This window comes from Sphingomonas sp. Ant20 (assembly GCF_000783375.1).
Lineage (GTDB): Bacteria > Pseudomonadota > Alphaproteobacteria > Sphingomonadales > Sphingomonadaceae > Sphingomonas > Sphingomonas aerolata.
In genome coordinates this window covers 1-21,142 of the sequence record NZ_JRVI01000109.1, presented here as the reverse complement: position 1 = coordinate 21,142, position 21,142 = coordinate 1, and the positions used below count along the sequence as shown (strand labels likewise).

General features: G+C 63.3%; 17 protein-coding genes and 2 pseudogenes. 15 read left to right on the top strand and 4 right to left on the bottom strand.

The annotated features are described in order from the left end of the window. Window positions 1-1,769, top strand: a pseudogene (locus NI18_RS13930) (relaxase/mobilization nuclease and DUF3363 domain-containing protein); the annotation flags it as partial. A gap of 83 nt (window positions 1,770-1,852) precedes the next feature. On the opposite strand, the gene NI18_RS23445 reads toward NI18_RS13930, so the two are convergent. The 4 genes from NI18_RS23445 to NI18_RS13910 all read right to left on the bottom strand — a co-directional run bounded on the left by NI18_RS23445 (window position 1,853) and on the right by NI18_RS13910 (window position 4,885). Further along, window positions 1,853-2,371: a flavin reductase family protein gene (locus NI18_RS23445; RefSeq protein ID WP_079381939.1), complete on the bottom strand. Its 519-nt coding sequence runs from the start codon at window positions 2,369-2,371 to the stop codon at window positions 1,853-1,855. Between the two features lie 3 nt (window positions 2,372-2,374). After that, the gene (locus tag NI18_RS13920; RefSeq protein ID WP_306286419.1) at window positions 2,375-3,178 is read right to left on the bottom strand and encodes a TIM barrel protein; all 804 of its coding nucleotides are present in this window, start codon (window positions 3,176-3,178) and stop codon (window positions 2,375-2,377) included. Between the two features lie 68 nt (window positions 3,179-3,246). After that, window positions 3,247-4,116: a TIGR03571 family LLM class oxidoreductase gene (locus tag NI18_RS13915; protein WP_306286418.1), complete on the bottom strand. Its 870-nt coding sequence runs from the start codon at window positions 4,114-4,116 to the stop codon at window positions 3,247-3,249. A 184-nt stretch (window positions 4,117-4,300) separates the two neighbouring features. Beyond that, window positions 4,301-4,885, bottom strand: coding sequence for a TetR/AcrR family transcriptional regulator (locus NI18_RS13910; protein ID WP_272887603.1), 585 nt, complete (start codon window positions 4,883-4,885; stop codon window positions 4,301-4,303). A gap of 96 nt (window positions 4,886-4,981) precedes the next feature. Between NI18_RS13910 and NI18_RS13905 the strand changes: the two genes are divergently transcribed. The 14 genes and pseudogenes from NI18_RS13905 to trbL all read left to right on the top strand — a co-directional run. Beyond that, on the top strand, window positions 4,982-6,250 hold the full coding sequence (locus NI18_RS13905) for an efflux RND transporter periplasmic adaptor subunit (RefSeq protein WP_022960605.1): 1,269 nt from the start codon (window positions 4,982-4,984) through the stop codon (window positions 6,248-6,250). A gap of 19 nt (window positions 6,251-6,269) precedes the next feature. After that, the gene (locus tag NI18_RS13900; protein WP_037530618.1) at window positions 6,270-9,437 is read left to right on the top strand and encodes a multidrug efflux RND transporter permease subunit; all 3,168 of its coding nucleotides are present in this window, start codon (window positions 6,270-6,272) and stop codon (window positions 9,435-9,437) included. Between the two features lie 22 nt (window positions 9,438-9,459). Beyond that, window positions 9,460-11,031 carry an efflux transporter outer membrane subunit gene (locus tag NI18_RS13895; protein WP_050483201.1) on the top strand — a complete coding sequence of 524 codons (1,572 nt, stop codon included), beginning with the start codon at window positions 9,460-9,462 and terminating at the stop codon, window positions 11,029-11,031. Between the two features lie 14 nt (window positions 11,032-11,045). Next, window positions 11,046-11,990: a LysR substrate-binding domain-containing protein gene (locus NI18_RS13890; RefSeq protein WP_004350822.1), complete on the top strand. Its 945-nt coding sequence runs from the start codon at window positions 11,046-11,048 to the stop codon at window positions 11,988-11,990. Between the two features lie 2 nt (window positions 11,991-11,992). After that, complete coding sequence (locus NI18_RS13885) at window positions 11,993-12,247, top strand: EexN family lipoprotein (protein WP_024718240.1); 255 nt, start codon at window positions 11,993-11,995, stop codon at window positions 12,245-12,247. A gap of 235 nt (window positions 12,248-12,482) precedes the next feature. Continuing rightward, a complete protein-coding gene (locus NI18_RS13880; protein WP_008294936.1) occupies window positions 12,483-14,480 on the top strand; it encodes a conjugal transfer protein TraG in 1,998 nt (665 codons plus the stop codon). Beyond that, on the top strand, window positions 14,477-14,965 hold the full coding sequence (locus tag NI18_RS13875; RefSeq protein WP_008294937.1) for a ribbon-helix-helix protein, CopG family: 489 nt from the start codon (window positions 14,477-14,479) through the stop codon (window positions 14,963-14,965). Before NI18_RS13880 ends, NI18_RS13875 begins: the two co-directional genes overlap by 4 nt. Beyond that, window positions 14,962-16,032, top strand: coding sequence for a P-type conjugative transfer ATPase TrbB (gene trbB, locus NI18_RS13870; RefSeq protein WP_022960601.1), 1,071 nt, complete (start codon window positions 14,962-14,964; stop codon window positions 16,030-16,032). The genes NI18_RS13875 and trbB overlap by 4 nt, the downstream gene beginning before the upstream one ends. After that, the gene (locus NI18_RS13865; protein WP_022960600.1) at window positions 16,029-16,415 is read left to right on the top strand and encodes a TrbC/VirB2 family protein; all 387 of its coding nucleotides are present in this window, start codon (window positions 16,029-16,031) and stop codon (window positions 16,413-16,415) included. The genes trbB and NI18_RS13865 overlap by 4 nt, the downstream gene beginning before the upstream one ends. Further along, the gene (locus tag NI18_RS13860; RefSeq protein WP_003462917.1) at window positions 16,412-16,681 is read left to right on the top strand and encodes a VirB3 family type IV secretion system protein; all 270 of its coding nucleotides are present in this window, start codon (window positions 16,412-16,414) and stop codon (window positions 16,679-16,681) included. The genes NI18_RS13865 and NI18_RS13860 overlap by 4 nt, the downstream gene beginning before the upstream one ends. Window positions 16,682-16,693: 12 nt before the next feature. Next, window positions 16,694-19,143, top strand: a pseudogene (gene trbE / locus NI18_RS13855) (conjugal transfer protein TrbE). Further along, window positions 19,140-19,883, top strand: a complete 744-nt coding sequence (gene trbJ, locus NI18_RS13850) for a P-type conjugative transfer protein TrbJ (RefSeq protein ID WP_009398081.1) — start codon at window positions 19,140-19,142, stop codon at window positions 19,881-19,883. Before trbE ends, trbJ begins: the two are co-directional and overlap by 4 nt. Window positions 19,884-19,895: 12 nt before the next feature. Continuing rightward, complete coding sequence (locus NI18_RS13845; protein WP_009398080.1) at window positions 19,896-20,210, top strand: hypothetical protein; 315 nt, start codon at window positions 19,896-19,898, stop codon at window positions 20,208-20,210. Continuing rightward, window positions 20,207-21,142: P-type conjugative transfer protein TrbL (trbL, locus tag NI18_RS13840; protein WP_037530606.1), on the top strand; the 936-nt coding region annotated here is incomplete at its 3' end. The genes NI18_RS13845 and trbL, both read left to right, overlap by 4 nt.

Sequence of the window (21,142 nt, the reverse complement as noted above, 5' to 3'; positions counted from 1 at the left end):
GGGGCGAAGCTGACGTCCATGTCGCGGCGCGTGACCATCAAGACCCTACTGGTCAATCAACGCAACGCCAGCCCGCAGTCGCTCGCCAAGCACCTGCGCTACATCGAGCGCGACGGCGCCGGCCGCGATGGCGAACCGGGCCGGGCCTACGGGCCGCAGATTGACGATGCCGACCTCGATGCCTTCAAGGAGCGGGCCAACGACGACCGGCACCATTTCCGCTTCATCGTCTCGCCCGAGGACGGGGCCGAGCTGGACGACCTGCGCACCTACACCCGGCATCTTGTGAACCGCATGGAAGCCGATCTGGGGACGCGGCTGGATTGGGTGGCAGTCGATCACTGGAACACCGACAACCCGCACACCCACCTGATCGTGCGCGGGCGCGACGACACCGGCAAAGACCTCATCATCGCGGGCGACTACATCGCCCACGGCTTCCGCCATCGCGCCGCCGAACTGGCGACGGAATGGCTGGGGCCGCGCACCGAACTGGAGATCCAGCAGACCTTGCAGCGCGAGGTGGAACAGGAGCGGTGGACGAGCCTCGACCGCACATTGCAGCGTGAGGCCGGCGAGGATGGCCGGGTGCAGATCGAGCGCTTCAATGAGCCCCGCCTGCAACGCCAGCGGCTGCTGCTGATCGGCCGACTCCAACGCTTGCAGCGCCTGGGCCTGGCTGACGAGACGCAGCCCGGCACCTGGGCCGTGCATGCCGACGCGGAGAAGACCTTGCGCGCCTTGGGCGAGCGTGGTGACATCATCCGCACCATGCAGCGCGCCATGAGCGGCCAGCCGCGCGAGCAGGCGGTGTTTGAGCCCGGCGACGACGGCCGCACCATCGTCGGCCGCGTGGCCGGCAAGGGGCTGGCCGACGAGCTGCACGACCGCGGCTATCTGGTCATCGACGGCGTGGACGGCAAGGCCCACTACGTCGCTTTGAACGCCCGCGACGAGCTGGCGAACTATCCCACCGGAGCCGTGGTGGAGGTACGCGGTTCCAACGAGGTGCGGGCGGCCGACAAGAACATCGCCGCGCTGGCGAGCGATGGCCTGTACCGCGCCGATCATCACCTGGCGATCGAGCAAGGCCGAGCCAAGCCCGGCCGCGACCCGCAGGAGGTCGTCGCGGCCCATGTCCGCCGACTGGAAGCCCTGCGCCGGGCCGGCATCGTGGAACGTGTGGCTGATGGACTATGGAAGGTGCCGGACGACCTGGCCGAACGTGGCCGCCAGAACGACGCACAGCGCCTGGGCGGCGTGGCGGTGGAGCTGAAATCGCACTTGCCCATCGAGCGGCAGGCCCGCGTGATCGGCGCGACCTGGCTGGACCAGCAGTTGATCGGTGGCGGCAAGGGGCTGGGCGATCTGGGCTTTGGCGGCGAGACGAAGGAAGCCTTGCAGCAGCGCGCCGACTTCCTTGAAGAACAGGGGCTGGCCCAGCGGCGTGGGCAGCGGGTGATCCTCGCCCGGACCTGCTGGGGACGCTGCGGAATCGGGAACTGGCAAAGGCCGCCAAGGATATTGCCGCCGAAATCGGCCTAGCGCATCGGCCCGTCACCGACGGGCAGCGAGTGGCTGGCATCTACCGGCGCAGCCTCATGCTCGCCAGCGGGCACTACGCGATGCTAGACGACGGCATGGGGTTCAGTCTGGTGCCGTGGAAGCCGGTGATTGAACAGCGACTGGGGCAGCGACTTGCCGCGACGGTGCGCGGTGGCGGCGTGGCGTGGGAAATCGGACGGCAGCGGGGAATGGGCATTGGCTAATGCTCGAAGAGTCTCAGCCACATAACCCGGCAGGCTGTCTAGAGATATGCCGAGGCAGTTGTGAAATTCTTCGCTGCATATCTTCAACGGGTTGGATCTATGGCCCGGAAGCGGCCATCCAGATAGACGAGTGGATCGGCATAGGCAGATGTGAGCACACGCTCGACACTGGCCAGCATTACCGAGTGGGTGCCGACTGCATGGTGTTCAATCAGCTCACAGAACAGCGAAGCCTGCGCCCCTTGCAGATAGGGCAACCCATTGACTTCATCAAATCGCCAGGCTTCATGATCGAAACGGTCGGTCCCCGTGGCGCTACGGCAGTGCACCGCAAGTACCTCCTGTTCTGCGCGGAGTACATTGATGCAGAATCGTCGAGAAGCCAGCAGCGGCCCATGGATACGGGTTTGCTGACCAATGCACACTAGAACCGTGGGCGGCTCCAGTGAGACTGATGTGAATGAACTGGCGATCATTACGTGTCCGTGGCCATCGGGAGCGATCGACGTGATTAGCGTCACCGTGGAGGCCACGCCGCGCATCGCCTGCCTCAATTGGGCAGCAATCAAAGGGTGTTGGGACATGTAGATGTGCTCAATCATGGGTTACGGGTGTGTTTCACGCTTGGCCCAACCAGGGTGCTTTGTCAGCAAACCCAACATCTCGTCCATCGCGTCATAGGAGCGTTTGAGCGTGCTGTATGGATTCCCCCCGACCAATGTGCCGTCATAGCCGACGGGGCCGGTATAACCGAACGACTTGGCAAGTCCAAGAAGTGCGAAGTTGTCGAGTTCTCCTGCATCGAGCGCCTCGAAAGTGGCAATACGACTCCAGCCAAGTGGGCTGCGGGTTGCGCCGCTGAGAGTCAATTCCCGCATGAAGGGTGTTGACGCCATTAACGCTGGCGTCGGGTCTACTGCCTGATAGCCCTCCGTCGGGCTGCCTGCATTGGTTTCGTAGCCATACCAGTGATAGCTTGGAAACACGATGCCGAGATTCGGATGGTTTACGACCGAGCAGATCTGTGCCGCAATGGAGTAATGATCCATCCAGAAGCCCAGATGAAAATACAGCAGGATGTCAATTCCGCGCCGTGCGCAAATCTCAAGTGCCCGACCAAGGAAGTCCTGCAGTACCTTGTCGTCCGGTGCCTTTCGATGATTTGAACCGTGGCCTGCCGTCCTGATTCCAAGATTGACAGCCTTCACGCCTTCCATCTCCTCAAGCATCCGCAAGAATCCTGCGTTGATGGGATGCTGTGGGCCCTGATCCAGGTCGATCACCACATACACGCTAAAGACCTCCAAACCGAAACGATCTTTCACGGTGGATAGACGCTTTGCGGTTTCCCATCGGCTCCCTGACCAGACGGCATAGGTCAGGCCGTCATAACCGATGTCAGCCAGCATTTCGCATTGGACATCGAAGGCATAGGTACCAGCCGAAGAAGTAAAAGCGAGATCCCAGGCAAAAAATTTTATGACCGTGCAGCATCCTGCGCCTCCTCCAAATGGGCAGTAGCGTGCGCCGGAAAGTGCGGTACGACATGCTCGCCAAGTTCCTGAACAATCTCATGCGCCGGACGTGTCGCGTATTTCAGGTTGAGGCCAATATGATTAACCCCAATATCGCGCAAGCGGCTGAAGTAGTCAGTAAAGAATCGGTGACCAGCCCGAAACCCGAGGAAGATGGGCGATGGGGGTTCATCGGGATTCTCCGACAGGTCAATATAGAAGGACTGCGTGAAGGGTTTGAATCTTGGTGTCAGCGACCGCCAATTCTTGATTGTCATGGCTTGCTGCGCGATATTTTGGGGATAGTAAAGCCAGCCATCCCCATGCTCGGCAATCCATTCGACCGACTGGCGTGAATGACCAGTCACCATCACGGGAATGTCTCTCAACGCCGGTTTCGGCAGCGTATCTGCACCCGACAAGTTCACTCGGGGCGTGGAGATTTCCGGGAAGTCCTCACGCCAGGCTTGACGCAACACAGTCAATGCTTCTTGGAACAACGTGGCTCGCGCATCCATTGTCTGACCGAAGGCCGGGAACTCTGTTGGCCGATCACCCGTGGCGATACCTAGCACCAGGCGCTGATTTGACAAGCGGTCGATCGAGGCTGCTGCTTTGGCCACAAGCAAGGGATGACGCAGAGTGGTGATGACGCTGCCAGTTGCGAGCGCGATGCGCGACGTCTGTGCCGTGACGTAGCCCATGAATGGCCACAGGTCATGGATGTGACCCACGTCGCCAAAAGACGGGACATTGAGAAATACATCCCTGAAGTAAAGGGCTGCAAAGTTATGAGCTTCAGCCAATTGTGCCGTGCGAATCTGCTGTGCCACGTCCATCTCAGGAATGGCGCCAGGGTAGGACTCGATGGCGAAGAAAAAGACCCAGCGTCAGGCTTCCTTCCTGATACATGGTCGAGTATCCACGATGATTTTTGAAAGGGTTCATGGTCAAAATCCAAATAGGTGAATGGTCTGGGTCAAAGAGTCCGGCCTGCCGGTCGGCACCTTTGGGTTGTTACGGCTGCGCGGGAGAGGTGTCCCGCCGCAAGCCCGCCACCAGTACAAGAAATCCCTGCACGGCTTTTTCGGAAGCGGCGCGTGGGTCGTCTGCGCTGGCGATCCACAGCGATGCGCCCAGCAGCGCCCCGCTTATCAGGCGGGCCGTCGCCAGGGGATCGACGGGGCGTATGACTGCCTCCTCGATCAACTTCTGGAGGCTGCGGCGCGTATTCACGATGCACACGTTCTGGCTGGGCCACTGGGAGGGATCGCCCAGAACCGCTGGCCCGTCCAGCAGGACGATCCGCTGGACTTCGGGCTCGACGGCCATCTTGATGTAGCCAATGCACTCCTGAACGAAGCCGTCCCAGGTGGACTCCGCCTCCTCGACGATGACGGCCAGTCGGCCAGATATCTCTGCATCAATCTGGGCGATGACCGCCTCCAGCAGCCCTTTCTTTCCACCGAAGTGGTGATAGAGCGCTCCGCGCGTCAGTCCGGCTTGGGCCGTCAGCTCATCCATTGAACTGTCCGCATATCCCACGGTTGCGAACGCAGCGCGGGCGGCACTGATGAGCTTGGCCCGCGTTTCCTCAATCATCTCTGCACGCTTTTGTGCTATTAGGTCGTCCTCCGATTTTTCACATACGAAGTGTATGTAAATGATTGACATACGTTGCGTATGAGTGGATGATAAATGGCATACGTCACGTATGTCAAATTTTATCAACCGGGTTTCGCCATCCCTTCGAGACTGAAAACAATGAGCACATTGCCTTACCTTGCGGTCCTGCCTTCCTGGCGCCGCGCCTTGCCGTTAGCTGCGGCGAGCTTGCTGGCGCTGTCCCTAGCTGGCTGCAATAGCGACGCCGCCGACGCGGTCGCCGCCCCTCCACCCACGGTCAGCGTGGCACCTGTGTCGGTGCGCAAGATCGTCCTATGGGATGAGTTCAATGGCCGCGTCGAGGCGGTGGAAAGCGTTGCGCTGCGGCCACGTGTGAGTGGCTACATCGACAGGGTCAATTACGAAGAGGGCCAGATCGTCAAACGTGGCGACGTGCTGTTCGAGATTGACGCTCGCAGTTACCGTGCTGCTCTGGCTCGCGCGGAAGCAGACTTGGCCCGCGCCCGCACGCAGGCCGCACTGGCACGTAGCGAAGCGGCCCGTGCTCAAAAGCTGGCTTCGTTGCAAGCAGCCTCCACCGAGGAGTTGGAGCAGCGCCACGCCGCCGCCGATCAGGCCCAAGCCAACGTGCAGTTCGCCCAAGCCGCAGTCGAGACCGCCAAGTTGGATCTGTCGTTCACCCAGGTACGTTCGCCCATCACAGGCCGCGCCGGACGTGCACTGGTCACGGCAGGCAACTTGGTGAGTGCTGACGGCCAGGCCAGCATCCTGACCACCGTAGTCTCGCTGAACCCGGTGCACGTGCATTTTGATAGCGACGAGCGTACCTATCTGCGCTACGCCCACATGGCTCGCAACGGAGAGCGCCCCGACCAGCGCAGCGAAAGTATCCCGGTGCAGGTGGGCCTGGTCGGCGAGAACGGCTATCCACACGCCGGAAACGTGGACTTCGTGGACAACCGTGTCGATGCGGCCACCGGCACCATCCGCGCACGCGCCACCCTGGTCAATCCCGACGGCCTGCTTACGCCGGGCCTCTATGCCCGAGTGCGCCTGCCGGGTAGCGGCAGTTTCGAGGCCATGCTGATCGACGACAAGGCCATCCTGACCGACCAGAGCCGCAAGTACGTGTATGTGATCGATGAGAACAACACCGCCCAGCGCCGCGACATCACGCTGGGACGCAAGGCCGAAGGCCTGCGCATCGTCGAGGAAGGTCTAAATCCCGGCGACCGCGTGATCGTCAACGGCATCCAGAAGGTTTCTGTCGGCATGCCAGTGACGGCCCAGGACATTGAAATGGCGCCTGCAGGCCGACAAATCGCCCAGGCGAGCGAATGAGCGCGGAGAGCCAGCCATCATGAACTTTGCCCGCTTTTTCGTGGACAGGCCGATTTTTGCGGCCGTGCTGTCCATCATCATTTTCGTGGTTGGGTTGATCGCGATCCCGCTCTTGCCCGTCAGCGAGTACCCGGAAGTCGTGCCACCCAGCGTACAGGTTCGCGCCACGTATCCTGGCGCAAATCCGCGCGAAATCGCCGACACGGTAGCCGCACCACTGGAGGCATCCATCACCGGCGTGGAAAACATGCTCTACATGAAGTCCGTGGCCGGTAGTGATGGCGTGTTGGTGCTGACCGTCACCTTCCGTCCTGGCACCGATCCCGACGACGCCCAGGTCAAGGTACAGAACCGTGTCGCCCAGGCAGAGCCGCGTCTTCCCGAAGCGGTGCGCCAGCAAGGTGTGGTGACCGTCAAACAGTCCCACAACGAAACGCTGGTCGTGCAGTTGCGCTCGCCGGGCGATCGCTATGACGCGCTGTACCTGCGCAACTATGCCGTGCTCCATGTACGCGACGAGTTGGCACGCATCCAGGGGGTGGGCGATGCCACGATCAACGGCTCTGGCGACTACGCCATGCGCTTATGGCTGGACCCCGACAAAATTGCGGCGCTGGGTATGACCGCCGGCGATGTGGTCGAAGCCGTGCGCGAACAGAACGTCCAGGTCTCGGCCGGTCAACTAGGTGCGCCGCCCAACCCCTCGGGAAGCGACTTCCTCCTGTCCATCAATGCGCAGGGCCGGCTGGTGACGGAAGAAGAGTTCGGCGACGTCATCGTCAAGACCGGATCGCAGGGTCAGGTCACCCGGCTGCGAGATGTGGCGCGCGTGGAAATGGACGCATCCAGCTACTCGCTGATGTCGTTGCTCAACAACAAGCCTGCTGTCGCGATCTCTGTCTTTGAAGCCCCGGGCGCCAATGCCATCGAAATCTCGGATCAAGTCCGCGCGAAGATGGACGAGTTGGCCAAGCGCTTTCCCGAGGGAGTGGAATGGTCGGTGGAGTATGACTCAACTGTCTTCGTGCGTCAGTCGATCAAGGCGGTCGTCAACACTCTGCTGGAAGCCATCGGACTGGTGGTGCTGGTGGTGATCTTGTTCCTTCAGACTTGGCGTGCCTCCATCATCCCACTGCTAGCCGTGCCGGTGTCGGTGGTAGGCACCTTCGCCGTGCTGCTGATGCTGGGCTTTTCCATCAATACGCTCACGCTTTTTGGACTCGTGCTTGCCATCGGGATCGTGGTGGACGACGCGATCGTGGTGGTGGAAAACGTCGAGCGCAACATCGCCGAAGGGCTGGCGCCGCTGGCTGCGGCCCATCAGGCCATGCGCGAAGTCAGTGGCCCCATCGTCGCCATCTCGCTGGTGCTGTGCTCGGTATTCGTGCCTATGGCATTCCTGTCCGGCGTGACAGGGCAGTTCTACAAACAGTTCGCCGTCACCATTGCGATCTCCACGGTAATTTCGGCCATCAACTCGCTGACGCTGTCGCCTGCGCTGGCCGCGCGCCTGCTTCGCCCGCATGGTGCCGCGCCAGACCTGCCCACGCGGGTGCTGGATCGCAGTCTGGGCTGGATATTCCGGCCGTTCAACCGTTTCTTCCTGCGCAGCGCGGATGGCTATGGAAACAGCGTGTCGCGCATCCTCGGGCGGCGTGGTGCGGTGTTTCTCGTCTACATCGCGCTACTGGTGGCGACGGGAGCTGTGTTCAAGGCCGTCCCTGGCGGATTCATCCCCATGCAGGACAAGCTGTATCTCATCGGTGTCATCCAGCTACCCGAGGGTGCATCCCTGGAGCGCACGGAAGCGCTGGTCCGCCGTGTGAGCGACATCGCGCTCAAGACCGATGGCGTCTACAACGCCGTGCAGTTCCCGGGCATGAACGGCTTGCAGTTGACCAACACGTCCAATAGCGGCCTAGTGTATTTCGTACTCAAGCCCATCAATGAGCGCAAGCACACTGCAACCGAGATTGCGGAACAGTTGAACGAGCGCTTCGCTCAGGAGCAGGACGGTCTGGCCTTTGCCATCATGCCGCCCCCTGTCATGGGGCTGGGCGCGGGTTCCGGGTTCTCTCTTTACGTGCAGGATCGCAACCGTGAGGGCTATGCCGCATTGCAGACGGCGACCACCGAGCTGGCGACGGCCATCTCGCAAGAACCGGGATTCCAATATCCGATCAGTTCCTATCAGGCCAATGTGCCGCAGCTTGACGCCGTAGTGGACCGCACCAAGGCGAAGGCACAGGGCGTGGCCGTGACCGATCTTTTCGATACGCTGCAAGTGTACCTGGGTTCGGCGTATGTCAACGACTTCACGCGCTTTGGCCGCACCTTCCGGGTGATGGCTCAGGCGGACGCACCGTTCCGCAGTTCTGTCGAGGACGTGGTCAAACTGCGCACCCGCAACGCCAATGGCGACATGGTGCCCATCGGCAGCATGGTGGACGTGCGCAAGACATTCGGCCCCGATCCCGTCATCCGCTTCAACGGCTATCCATCTGCCGACCTGATTGGTGAGTCAGATCCGCGTCTGGTGTCGTCATCGCAGGCATTGCAGCAAGTGCAATCCATTGCAGACAAGGTGCTGCCGCCAGGCATGCAACTGGAGTGGACCGACCTCAGCTACCAGCAGGTCACGCAAAGCAATACCGCGCTGGTGGTGTTCCCGCTGGCGGTACTGTTGGTCTTCCTGGTGCTGGCGGCACTGTACGAAAGCTGGACGTTGCCGCTGGCCGTCATCCTGATCGTGCCCATGAGCCTGTTGTCGGCCATGACGGGCGTGTGGCTCGCGGGTGGTGACAGCAACATTTTCGTGCAGATTGGCTTGATAGTGCTGATTGGTCTGGCCTCCAAGAATGCCATTCTGATCGTGGAGTTCGCCCGTGAACTTGAGCGCAAGGGGCACAGCATCCTCGATGCCGCGCTGGAGGCATCACGCCTTCGTCTGCGCCCGATCATCATGACTTCCATCGCCTTCATCGCTGGCGTGGTGCCGCTGATGGTCGGTTCCGGCGCAGGCGCGGAGATTCGCCAGGTTATGGGAGTGACTGTGTTCGCCGGCATGCTCGGCGTGACCTTGTTCGGTTTATTCCTGACTCCTGTTTTCTACGTCGCGTTACGCAGGCTCGCGACGCGCAAGCCACGTCGCCAGGCAAATGTCGCCATGGAGGCCACCCATGTCTGACTCCACAAGGACTGATTCCGTCATGCTTCAAACGCCATCCCGCATCCGACCATGCCTACGTCGGATGCCACATCTGGTACTGCTCCCTTTGGTGGCGTTGACGCTGGCAGCTTGCGCAGTAGGGCCGAATTACAAGGCACCTGCCGCGCCCCAGGCAGTGACGTATGCCCGCCAAGACCCCGTTGCCGTGTCCCAGCTTGTACCGGAGGCCGATGCGCAATTCTGGCGGGAACTGGATGACCCGGTGCTGCACTCTTTGGTGGAGAATGCTCTTCACGCCAATCACGACATCCGCATAGCACTGTCGCGCTACGAGCAAGCCAGCGCACTGTCGCGCGAACGTCGCCAAGACTACTATCCGACGCTGGGCGCGTCCGGTGAAATCAGTACCCAGCGCGCCAGTGCTGCACAAGCACCGGATGCGTCCCGCTCCGACCGGGATAACGATCTGCATTCGGCTGGCCTATCCGTGATCTGGGAATTGGACTTCTTTGGCCGAGTGCGGCGCAGCGTGGAATCGCAGCGCGCCGAGACCGAGGCCAGCGCAGCCGACCTGGCGGGCGTACAAGTGGCTATGGTGGCCGAGTTGACCGACGCCTATTTCCGCTTGCGCGGCTTGCAAGTGCAATTACAGGTCGCGCGGGACAACGAAATCAACCAAGCCGATACGCTGCGGCTGATCGAGGTCTTGTTCGAGAACGGCCGGGGCACGTCGTTCGATGCCGACCGCGCCCGCACGCAATTGGCGCTGACACGCTCGCGCATTCCGCCGCTTGAAGCTGAGGCTGCTGTGGCCGCCCACCGCATTGCCGTGCTCACTGGCCGCACGCCTGCGGCGATGGCCGAAGTGCTGGATCACCCCGCAGCCTTGCCTGAGCTGCCCGCCCAGATCAACGCCGGTGCACCGGGCGATCTACTGCGTCGCCGTCCCGATGTGGCTGCGGCAGAACGTAGGCTGGCTGCGGCCACTGCGCGTATCGGCGTAGCCATGGCAGACCTGTTCCCTCGCTTTACGTTGGGAGGGCTGATCGGCACGCAGGCGTTGGGCTTTGGTTCGTTGTTCGAGCGTGATAGTGAAACGCGAATGATCTCGCTCGGTGTGGGTGGTTCCTTCCTAGACGTGGGCCGGGTGCGGTCGCGCATCGCGGCGGCCAATTCAGCCACTGCCGAAAACTTGGCGGTATACGAGCGCACGGTGCTGCGCGCCATGGAAGAAACCGAGAACGCGCTGGTACGCCTATCGCGCGCGCAGACCGAGAACGCCATGCTGGTACAGGCGACCGAGGCCAGCCGCCGGGCAGCCAAGACGGCTCGCCTGCAATTTGAGGGCGGCGCCATCCATGTTTTGGATGTGCTGGAGGCCGAACGTTCACGCTTGGAGTCCGAAGACTTGCTGGCACAAAGCGCCACCCGCAGGGCGACGGCGTTGGTGGCGGTCTACAAGACGCTGGCCGGCGGCTGGTCACACGCCTTGCCCGGACCGCAGGGCGAGGCAGTCGCGCAGCGCCACAAAAGCGGCGACAGGCCTGAACTGGATGAACTCGGTGAGATGAGCGGCTACAACGCTGCGACTCTCAAACGGCCTTTGTACTGACAACAGGAGGCGAAATGGAGATTCGACACTTACGCTGCTTTCTCGCTGTCGCCGAAGAACTACATTTCGCCCGCGCGGCGGAGAGGCTGCACATCGAGCAGTCACCGCTGTCGCGCACTATCAAGGAGCTGGAGGAGAGCCTGGGCGAACAGTTGTTCATTCGTACCAGCCGCAGCACGCGGCTGACACGGGCGGGCAAGCTGTTTCTGGAGCATGTGCCGCGCATCTTCACCGCCTTGCAGCAGGCGCGCGATAGCGTGAATGCAGCCACCAACGGCTTCCACGGTCAGTTGCGTATCGCACTGTCCGACGGCATCACGCCCTCGCGCCTGCCGTCCTTGCTGGCGCTGTGTCGGCAGGAAGAACCCGAAGTCGAGATTCGCCTGTTCGAGGTACCCTTGTCGCAGCAGATCAAGGGACTGCATGACGACCTTTACGACGTGGGCTTTGCCCAGTCCGATGAAGTTGGAGAAGGCATCACTGCCGAAGCCGTTTGGAGCGATGCGCTGATGGTGGCGGTTCCTGCACGTCATCCGCTTTTGAAGCACAAGCGCATCCCGCTGGAAGAAGTGCTGCGCTATCCGCTGGTGTTGTGCGATCCGCACGTATGCGAAGGCCATGCTCGCCAAGTCGAGCGCGTACTGCGCCGGATAGATATGGAGCCGCTGATTGCCGAACGTGTGGCTTCGTGCGATTTGATGATGGCGTTAGTGTCGGCGGGCTTTGCGCTGGGCCTAGCCGGAGCGCCGCATATCGCAGGCAGCCGTGAGCCTGGGATTGTGGCTCGGCCGCTGGCGGGTCGCTCACCCATGCTGACCACTTATGTGCTGCACCGGGAAGGTGGATCCTCGGACGTGCTGTCACGCTTTATCGAGCGTGTGCAGGCCATCGAATCGCCGGACGGCATCAGAGCCACGCCCCCCCTTGAACCCGATTCCCAAGAGGAAGTCGAGTCATGACCATGAAGCAGATCGCCCCATTCCTGTTGGTCGCCGCGCTGTCCGCTTGCGGCCAGTCCGAAACACCGAAACAGGCAACCAATGTACCGACCGTGGAAGAGCTGGTCGCAGATCCTGCGCGCCTGAGGGAGCTGCGCCGCCAGTGCAAGACCGAACGCCCGACGATGGGAGACGTGCTGTGCAACCGGGTGGCCGAGGCGACGAACAAGCGCTTCTTTGGCTATGGAAACACGCCCTACACGCCGCCGAAGTTCTGATTGTTGGCTTTCTGCCGCGAATCTTGATTTTTCTTTCTCGACACGCCGCCGCGCGCTCACGCCTGCGGCGTTTTTACTGGTTTCGCCTCTGCATGACACCATGCTTTTTGCATCACCTTGCTGCCGATAACGGTCTTTGACCGGCACTGAACCGGCACCGATCCTGCGCCTGCGGCACGCCTTTGTGCCGCGTTTTCCACGGGGAATCAGCGCAGGAGAAATCGGAGGCCAGGGTATGCAAGCTCAGGGCGTGTTGTTCGGGCAGATCGCCGCCGTCTTCGGCATCGTGATCGCCGGTGTGTGGGGTGCCACGCAATGGACCGCCGCCGCCTTGGGCTACCAGCTACGCCTGGGCGCGCCCTGGTTCGACTTCCACGGCACGCCGGTCTATTACCCGTGGAAGCTGTTCGAGTGGTGGTTCTTCTTCGACGCCTACGCGCCGCAGGTGTTCGACACCGGCGGCATGATCGCGGCGAGCAGCGGCCTGCTGGCCGTGGTGGTCGCCATCGCCATGTCGGTGTGGCGCTCGCGCCAGGCGCGCAAAGTGACGACCTATGGCTCGGCCCGCTGGGCCGATGTCGCCGACATTCGCAAGGCCGGGCTGACGCAGCCCGCCGGCGTCTTTCTCGGCCAGCATGACGGCCACTACCTGCGGCACGAAGGGCCGGAACACGTCCTGACCTTTGCGCCCACGCGCTCGGGCAAGGGTGTGGGCCTGGTGGTGCCGACGCTGCTGTCCTGGCCGGCATCCGCCGTCATCCACGACATCAAGGGCGAGAACTGGCAGATCACCGCTGGCTGGCGCAGTCGATTTAGCCACTGCCTGCTGTTCAACCCGACCGATGCCAGTTCGGCGGCCTACAACCCGTTGCTGGAAGTGAGGCGCGGCGCGCACGAGGTGCGCGACGTGCAGAACATCGCCGATATCCTGGTCGATCCCGAAGGGGCGCTGGAGAAGCGCAACCACTGGGAGAAGACCAGTCATGCGCTGCTGGTCGGCGCGATCCTGCATGTGCTCTACGCGGGAGAGGACAAGACGCTGCGCGGCGTGGCGAACTTCCTCAGTGACCCGGCTTGCCCGTTCGAGCTGACGCTGCATCGGATGATGACCACGCGGCATCTTGGAGATGTACCGCATCCCGTTGTCGCGTCCGCCGCCCGCGAAGTGCTCAACAAGTCGGACAACGAGCGTTCCGGCGTGTTGAGCACCGCCATGTCGTTCCTCGGCCTGTACCGTGATCCGACCGTGGCCGCAGTCACGTCGCGCTGCGACTGGCGCATCGCCGATCTGATCGCGTCTGCATCCCCTGTGTCGTTGTATCTGGTGGTGCCGCCTTCGGACATCAGCCGCACCAAGCCGCTGATCCGGTTGATCCTCAACCAGATCGGGCGACGGCTCACCGAGTCGCTCGATGGCAGCGACGGCATTGAGCGCCGCCACAAGCTGTTGCTGATGCTCGACGAGTTCTCGGCTCTGGGGCGCCTGGACTTCTTCGAGACGGCGCTGGCCTTCATGGCCGGCTACGGCATCCGCAGTTTCCTGATCGCGCAGTCGCTCAACCAGATCGACAAGGCGTATGGGCAGAACCATTCGATTCTGGACAACTGCCATGTGCGCGTGACCTTCGCCACGAATGACGAACGCACGGCGAAACGGATCTCCGAAACGCTGGGCACGGCTACCGAACTGCGTGCGCAGCGGAACTACGCAGGCCATCGACTTGCGCCGTGGCTCGGCCACCTGATGGTGTCCCGCCAAGAGACGGCGCGGCCGCTACTGACGCCCGGCGAAGTCATGCAGCTTGCGCCAGACGAATCAGTGGTGATGGTGTCCAGCGTCGCGCCGATCAAGGCCAAGAAGTTGCGCTACTACGCTGATGCCAATTTCAAGCAGCGGGTACTGCCGCCGCCTGCGCTAACGGCAGGCCGCTATGCCGATGTGCCGCCTGCACGTCCCGATGACTGGAGCGGTTTGGCGATCCCGGCCGTGCCTGCGGCACAGGCCACGGCATCTGCCGATGACCTGGGTGGCTCCGACGACGGCGGCCCCCGCCGTCAGCCCGAGCTGTCCGAAACCGTCGCCTACGACCCCGAACCCGATTACACGCCCAGCGACTTGGCGCTGCTCGATGACGACGACATGCCCCCGCTGCTTCCCGGCCAGTTCGACCCCGCCCTGCAACGCACGGCGCGGCTGGCATCTCTCGACCCCAACGACGGAATCGACATATGAGCCAATACCGATTGAACCTGTTCATCCAGCACGAGCACGCCAAGCGTCTGGACGAGCTGGCCGCGAAGAAAGGCGTGTCAAAGTCCAGCATCGTCGCCGCTGCCTTGGCGTCCTGGCTGTCACCCGATGCCGGCGACCAGCGTGAGGCCGCCATCGCCAAACGACTGGATCGCCTGTCGCGGCAGGCCGAGCGCCTGGAGCGTGACCAGAACATCCAGATCGAGACGCTGGCGCTATTCGTCCGCTACTACCTGACCGTCAGCACGCCGGTGCCGGAGGCCCATCAGGATGCGGCTCGCGCGCAGGGCAAGGCGCGCTTCGAGCAGTTCGTCGAACAGTTAGGCCGCCACCTGCTGCGTGGCCGCAGCCTGGTACGGGACGTGGTGGAAGAACTGCATCCCCAGGATCGTGAGTTCGAGATGCGCATGGATGACGCGGCCGCGATGGCCGCCGCCCATGAACGCACTGCGGAGCGTGCGTCATGAGTGCCGTTCCTCAAATCCCGCCCGAACCGCGCTCATCCGCTGCAGCATCCCAGGATCGCCGCATCCAGATGCTGCGCACGGCGATGGGGCCGGTGATCGCCGCTGCGCTGGAAGACCCGGACGTGGTGGAAGTGATGCTCAACCCCGACCGGACATTGTGGGTGGATCGGCTGTCGTCTGGCCGTGCGCCGCTCGGCGTCGAACTGCCCGAAGCCGATGGCGAACGCATCATCCGCCTGGTCGCCGCCCATGTCGGTGCGGAGGTGCATCGCGGCCAACCGCTCTTGACCGCCGAACTGCCTGAAACCGGCGAACGCTTCGAGGGCATCCTGCCGCCCGCCGCACCCGGCCCGGCCTTTGCGCTGCGCAAGCGTGCCGTGAGCATCATCGGTCTGGATCGCTATGTGGCTGATGGCATCCTGACCACTGGGCAGGCCGAGTTTCTGCGTCATGCCGTGCGCGAGCGGCACAACATCCTGATCGCCGGAGGCACCAGCACCGGCAAGACCACGCTGGCCAATGCCTTGCTGGCCGAGATCGCCGCCACCGGCGACCGCGTGCTGGTGCTCGAAGACACCATCGAACTGCAATGCGCGGCCCGCGACCATGTGCCGCTGCGCACCCGCGCCGGCGTCGTGTCCATGACCGAGCTGGTGCGGGCCACGATGCGCCTGCGGCCCGACCGCGTGATCGTCGGCGAAGTGCGCGGCGGCGAAGCGCTGGATCTGGTGAAGGTCTGGGGCACCGGCCACCCCGGCGGCATCGCCACCATTCATGCCGGCTCCGCGTTGGGCGCGCTGCTGCGCCTGGAGCAACTGATCCTCGAAGTGGCGGTGAATCCGCCCCGCGCCCTGATCGCCGAGGCGGTCAATGTCGTGATCCACATCGCAGGCCGCGGCCGCAAGCGCCACGTCGAAACCATTTCCCGCGTCGTCGGTTTCGACGGCGCGGGCTACCGCCTGGCGGATGCGCTGGAAGCGACGCTTCCCGAGCTGCCGCCGGTTCCTCTTACAGCCGCTGCCGCTACGCCTTCCTCGATCCCTGAACAACCTGGAGAACTGCCATGACGCACGTTGATGCTTTCCGTCTTTCTGTAAACCCGCTTTCCCCGCTGCCCATGCTGGCGCGTTTGCATCGCCTGGCCCGACCCGCAGGACAAGGGTTGCTGCTCGCGGTGTTGATGCTGTTGCTGGCGGGCACGGCGCAGGCCGCCGGTTCCTCAATGCCGTGGGAAGGCCCGCTGCAATCCATTCTCGAATCCATCCAGGGGCCGGTAGCCCGCATCGTCGCGGTGATCATCATCATCGCCACCGGCCTGGCGTTGGCCTTCGGCGATACCAGTGGCGGCTTTCGCAAGCTGATCCAGATCGTCTTCGGCCTGTCCATCGCCTTCGCGGCTTCGAGCTTCTTCCTGTCGTTCTTCAGCTTCTCCGGCGGGGCCGTCGTATGAGCACGGCCACCGATCTTCCGGGCTTTGAAGTGCCGCTGCATCGCTCGCTGACCGAGCCGATCCTGCTGGGCGGTGCGCCGCGCACCGTGGCGATTGCCAACGGCACGCTGGCCGCCGCCGTCGGGCTGGGCCTGCAACTGTGGATTCCCGGCGTGGTGCTCTGGATCGCCGGCCATTCGCTGGCGGTCTGGGGCGCGCGCGTCGATCCGCAGTTCATGCAGGTCTTCGCCCGGCACATCAAGCACAAGCCGCTGCTGGACGCATAGGGGAGTGCCGACATGCTGAACCTTGCCGAATACCGCCAGCGGCCCGCACTGCTGGCCGACTGGCTGCCCTGGGCCGGGCTGATCGGGCCGGGCGTCGTCTTGAACAAGGATGGCTCGTTCCAGCGCACGGCACATTTTCGCGGGCCGGATCTGAACAGCGCCACGCAAGGCGAGCTGATCGCCACGTCGCACGCTTGAACAACGCACTGCGCCGCCTGGGGTCGGGCTGGGCCTTGTTCATCGAAGCCGAGCGCTGCGCAGCGGCGGGCTATCCACGTTCCGATTTCCCCGAGCCGTTGTCCTGGCTGGTGGAGGAAGAACGCCGTGCAGCCTTCGAGGAATCCGGCCACCACTACGAGAGCGCCTATCACCTGACGCTGGCCTACCTGCCACCAGAAGAATCCCGCGCCCGTGCCGCCAAGATGCTCTATGAGAATGCGCCGGGCGATGGCGTGGACTGGCAGGGTCGGCTGGAAGCCTTCGTGGCGGAAACGGATCGCGTGTTCGACCTGCTCGACGGCGTGATGCCGGAGATTGCCTGGCTCGATGACAGCCAGACACTGACTTACCTGCACGCCACGGTGTCCACGCGGCGCTACCGCGTCGGCGTACCCGAGGTGCCATTCCACATCGACGCATTGCTGGCCGACTCCGCGCTGGTCGGTGGTCTGGCACCCATGCTGGGCGATCAGCACCTGCGCGTGGTGTCGGTGCGAGGCTTTCCGACCTCGACTTGGCCGGGGATTTTGGACGACCTCAACCGCTTGGGCTTCGGCTATCGTTGGGCAACCCGGTTCCTTTGCCTCGACAAAGCCGAAGCGGAAAAAGAGCTTGGACGCCTGCGTCGCCAGTGGTTCGCCAAGCGCAAGAATGTCGTCGCGCTGTTGCGTGAAACGATCTTCCAGCAGGAAAGCCCGCTGGTCGATACCGACGCCAACAACAAGGCCGCCGATGCAGACGCCGCCTTGCAAGAACTGGGCAGCGATCAGGTGGCCTTCGGCTACCTGACGGCTACCGTGACAGTGCTCGACACCGACCCTGCCGTGGCCGACGAGAAGCTGCGCATGGTAGAGCGCGTCATTCAGGGGCGCGGCTTCGTCACCATCCCCGAAACCTTGAACGCGGTGGATGCCTGGCTGTCGTCCATTCCCGGTAACGCCTACGCGAATGTGCGCCAGCCCATCGTCTCGACGCTGAACCTGACGCACATGATGCCGCTGTCCGCCGTGTGGGCCGGGCCGGAGAAGAACGCGCATCTGGATGGCCCGCCGCTGATCGTCACCCGCACCGATGGCGCGACGCCGTTCCGGCTGGTGACGCACATCGGCGATGTGGGCCACACGCTGGTCGCCGGGCCAACCGGCATGGGCAAGTCGGTGCTGCTCGCCACGCTGGCAATGCAGTTTCGCCGCTATCCCGGCTCGCGCATCTTCGCCTTCGACATGGGCCGCTCGATGCGCGCCACCATCCTCGGGCTGGGCGGCGAGCATTACGACCTCGGCAATGACGGGGCGATTGCTTTTCAGCCATTGGCCCGCATCGACCAGGAGGGCTACCGCACCTGGGCCGCCGAATGGGTGGAAGGCCGCCTGTTGCATGAAGGTGTCGTCATTGGCCCGGACGAGAAGGCTGCGATCTGGTCGGCACTAGGCAGCTTGGCCGGTGCGCCAGCGGAGCAACGCACGCTGACGGGCCTGTCGGTACTGCTGCAATCAAACGCACTGCGCCAGGCGCTCGCACCCTATGTGCTGGGTGGTGCCCACGGCAAGCTGCTGGACGCCGATGCCGACCGACTGGGCTCCGGCAGCGTGCAGGGCTTCGAGATGGAAGAGCTGATGCACAGCAAGGCGGCGGTGCTGGCCGTGCTGGGCTACCTGTTCGCCCGCTTCGATGAACGCTTCGACGGCGCACCCACGCTGCTGATACTCGATGAAGCCTGGCTGTTCCTCGATGACCCGGTGTTTGCCGCCCGCATCCGGCAATGGTTGAAGACGCTGCGAAAGAAGAACGTGAGCGTCATCTTTGCCACCCAGTCGCTGGCCGACATCAAGGATTCGAGCATTGCCCCGGCAGTGATCGAAAGCTGCGCCAGTCGGATTTTTCTCCCTAACCCGCAGGCCACCGAGCCGCAGATTCGCACGATCTACGAAGGCTTTGGGCTGAACGCGCGCCAGATCGAGATCGTGGCGACCGCGCAGCCCAAGCGTGACTACTACTACCAATCGCGCCTGGGCAATCGCCTGTTCGACCTCGACCTGGGGCCAGCCACGCTGGCCTTTGCCGGGGCTTCCATCCCGCAAGACCAACGCGACATGGATCGCGTGCTGCTGGACGCCGGCACACCGGGATTTGCCGGCGCGTGGCTGCGCCATCGCGGCCTCGATTGGGCCGCCGACCTGCTGCCGTCCTCACCGGCAGCAGCGTCCTTCCTCGCTTCTCAACGACCGGAGGTTTCACCATGAAGACCCAGCCCCGTTTGCTGTCCGCCTCGCTCGCCGCCGTGCTGTCGGTGTCGCTGCTGGCCGTTCAGCCCGCATCCGCGCTGACAGTGTTCGACCCGTCGAACTTCGTGCAGAACACGCTGACCGCCGTGCGCACGCTGGAGCAGATCAACAACCAGATCAACCAGCTTCAGAACGAAGCCCAGATGCTGATGAACCAGGCGCGTAATCTGGCGAATCTGGACTTCAACATCGTCAATCGCTTGCGCTCGACGCTCGCCACGACCGAGCGCTTGATCGCCGAGGCGCGCGGTCTGGCCTATGACGTGCAGAGCATGGATGCCACCTTCGCCCGGCTGTACCCGGAGCAGTACGCCGCGACCGTGAGCGGCGACCAGATGCTACGCGACGCGCAGGAGCGCTGGAAGAACACCTTGAATGGTCTGCATACCGCGATGCGGATGCAGGCCCAGGTGTCGCAGAACCTGGCCCAAGACGAAAGCGCACTGTCCGATCTGGTCAGCCAGAGTCAGTCAGCAACCGGCGCGCTGCAAGCCATGCAGGCGACCAACCAGCTTCTGGCCCTGCAGACCAAGCAGTCGATCCAGGCGCAGCAGCTCCAGATCACGCAGGAACGCGCCGCCGCGCTGGAACTGGCACGCCAAGCAGCGGCTGTCGAACGTGGCCGGGAAGTAACGCGCCGTTTCCTGGGTGATGGCACGCCCTACACGCCGCAGCGCGTGGATTTCTACGGCAACTGACGGGAGACGGCCATGCGATGCGCTTTCTTGCTGCTGCCCGTGCTGCTGGTCGCTTGCGGCCAGCAGCCGACCGAAGACCTAGCCGCTGCCCTGGCCGCCGATCCTGTGCGGTTCAAGGCATTGCATGCGCAGTGTGCCGCCGACAGGACGGCCGCAGACGAGGACGCCTGCCTGGCCGCGGCCGATGCTTTCCGGCTGCGCTTCTTCGCCGGTGAAACCGGGCCTGACGAGTTCCGCACGCTGGCCGATCTGCCGCCGATCCAGCCGAGCTTCGACACGCCCTCCAGTAACCAGGACGCCATGCCCTTCGAGGGGGACGTGCCATGAACGACGTGACAGTGATCGACCGATTTCTCGCTACCTTCTCGCGCTACATCGACTCGGGCTTCGGGCTGCTGCAGGGCGAAGTGGCATTCCTGACCGCCACGCTGATCGTCATCGACATGACGATTGCCGGGCTGTACTGGGCGATGAGCCACGCCACCGGCCAGGGCGATGACGTGATCGCCAAGTTGCTGCGCAAGGTGCTCTACGTCGGTGCCTTCGCGTACATCATCAACAACTTCAACTGGCTGGCCAGCATCGTCTTCCGCTCGTTCGCGGGCCTGGGCCTGACAGCCAGCGGCTCGACGATGAGCATGGGCGAATTCCTACAACCGGGGCGACTGGCGAAGACCGGCATCGACGCGGCGGCGCCGATCCTTGAGCAGATCAGCGACATGGCGGGCTTTCCCGAAGTGTTCGTCAACATGATGCCCATCGTGGTCATGTTCCTGGCTTGGACGGTGGTGATCCTGTGCTTCTTCGTGCTGGCGATTCAGCTCTTCATCACGCTGACCGAGTTCAAGCTGACCACGCTCGCGGGCTTCGTGTTGGTGCCGTTTGCGCTGTGGAACAAGACCAGCTTTCTCGCCGAAAAGGTGCTGGGCAACGTGGTGTCATCGGGCATCAAGGTGTTGGTGCTGGCCGTCATCGTCGGCATTGGATCGGGCCTGTTCGCCGAGTTCCAGGTGCAACCAGCCGAGCCGTCCATCGACCATGCCGTGGTCATCATGCTGGCCTCATTGACGCTGCTGGCATTGGGGATCTTCGGCCCTGGTATTGCCACCGGGCTGGTATCCGGCGCACCGCAGCTTGGTGCCGGCGCGATGGCTGGTGCCGCCGTTGGTACCGCAGGTGCGGCGGTTGCCGTAGGTGCCGCCGCCACCGGCGTGGGCGGTGCGGTGATGGCCGGGGCGCGCATGGCACCGGCTGCCGCA

What these genes read in the sequence shown, in the direction of transcription:
- trbJ (WP_009398081.1), top strand. Translation starts at nt 19,140, where the DNA reads ATGAAGACCCAGCCCCGTTTGCTGTCCGCCTCGCTCGCCGCCGTGCTG.
- NI18_RS13865 (WP_022960600.1), top strand. Translation starts at nt 16,029, where the DNA reads ATGACGCACGTTGATGCTTTCCGTCTTTCTGTAAACCCGCTTTCCCCG.
- NI18_RS13910 (WP_272887603.1), bottom strand. Translation starts at nt 4,885, where the DNA reads ATGATTGAGGAAACGCGGGCCAAGCTCATCAGTGCCGCCCGCGCTGCG.
- NI18_RS13890 (WP_004350822.1), top strand. Translation starts at nt 11,046, where the DNA reads ATGGAGATTCGACACTTACGCTGCTTTCTCGCTGTCGCCGAAGAACTA.
- NI18_RS13875 (WP_008294937.1), top strand. Translation starts at nt 14,477, where the DNA reads ATGAGCCAATACCGATTGAACCTGTTCATCCAGCACGAGCACGCCAAG.
- trbB (WP_022960601.1), top strand. Translation starts at nt 14,962, where the DNA reads ATGAGTGCCGTTCCTCAAATCCCGCCCGAACCGCGCTCATCCGCTGCA.
- NI18_RS13905 (WP_022960605.1), top strand. Translation starts at nt 4,982, where the DNA reads ATGGCATACGTCACGTATGTCAAATTTTATCAACCGGGTTTCGCCATC.
- NI18_RS13900 (WP_037530618.1), top strand. Translation starts at nt 6,270, where the DNA reads ATGAACTTTGCCCGCTTTTTCGTGGACAGGCCGATTTTTGCGGCCGTG.
- NI18_RS13880 (WP_008294936.1), top strand. Translation starts at nt 12,483, where the DNA reads ATGCAAGCTCAGGGCGTGTTGTTCGGGCAGATCGCCGCCGTCTTCGGC.
- NI18_RS13860 (WP_003462917.1), top strand. Translation starts at nt 16,412, where the DNA reads ATGAGCACGGCCACCGATCTTCCGGGCTTTGAAGTGCCGCTGCATCGC.
- NI18_RS23445 (WP_079381939.1), bottom strand. Translation starts at nt 2,371, where the DNA reads ATGATTGAGCACATCTACATGTCCCAACACCCTTTGATTGCTGCCCAA.
- NI18_RS13920 (WP_306286419.1), bottom strand. Translation starts at nt 3,178, where the DNA reads ATGCTGGCTGACATCGGTTATGACGGCCTGACCTATGCCGTCTGGTCA.
- NI18_RS13895 (WP_050483201.1), top strand. Translation starts at nt 9,460, where the DNA reads ATGCTTCAAACGCCATCCCGCATCCGACCATGCCTACGTCGGATGCCA.
- NI18_RS13885 (WP_024718240.1), top strand. Translation starts at nt 11,993, where the DNA reads ATGAAGCAGATCGCCCCATTCCTGTTGGTCGCCGCGCTGTCCGCTTGC.
- NI18_RS13845 (WP_009398080.1), top strand. Translation starts at nt 19,896, where the DNA reads ATGCGATGCGCTTTCTTGCTGCTGCCCGTGCTGCTGGTCGCTTGCGGC.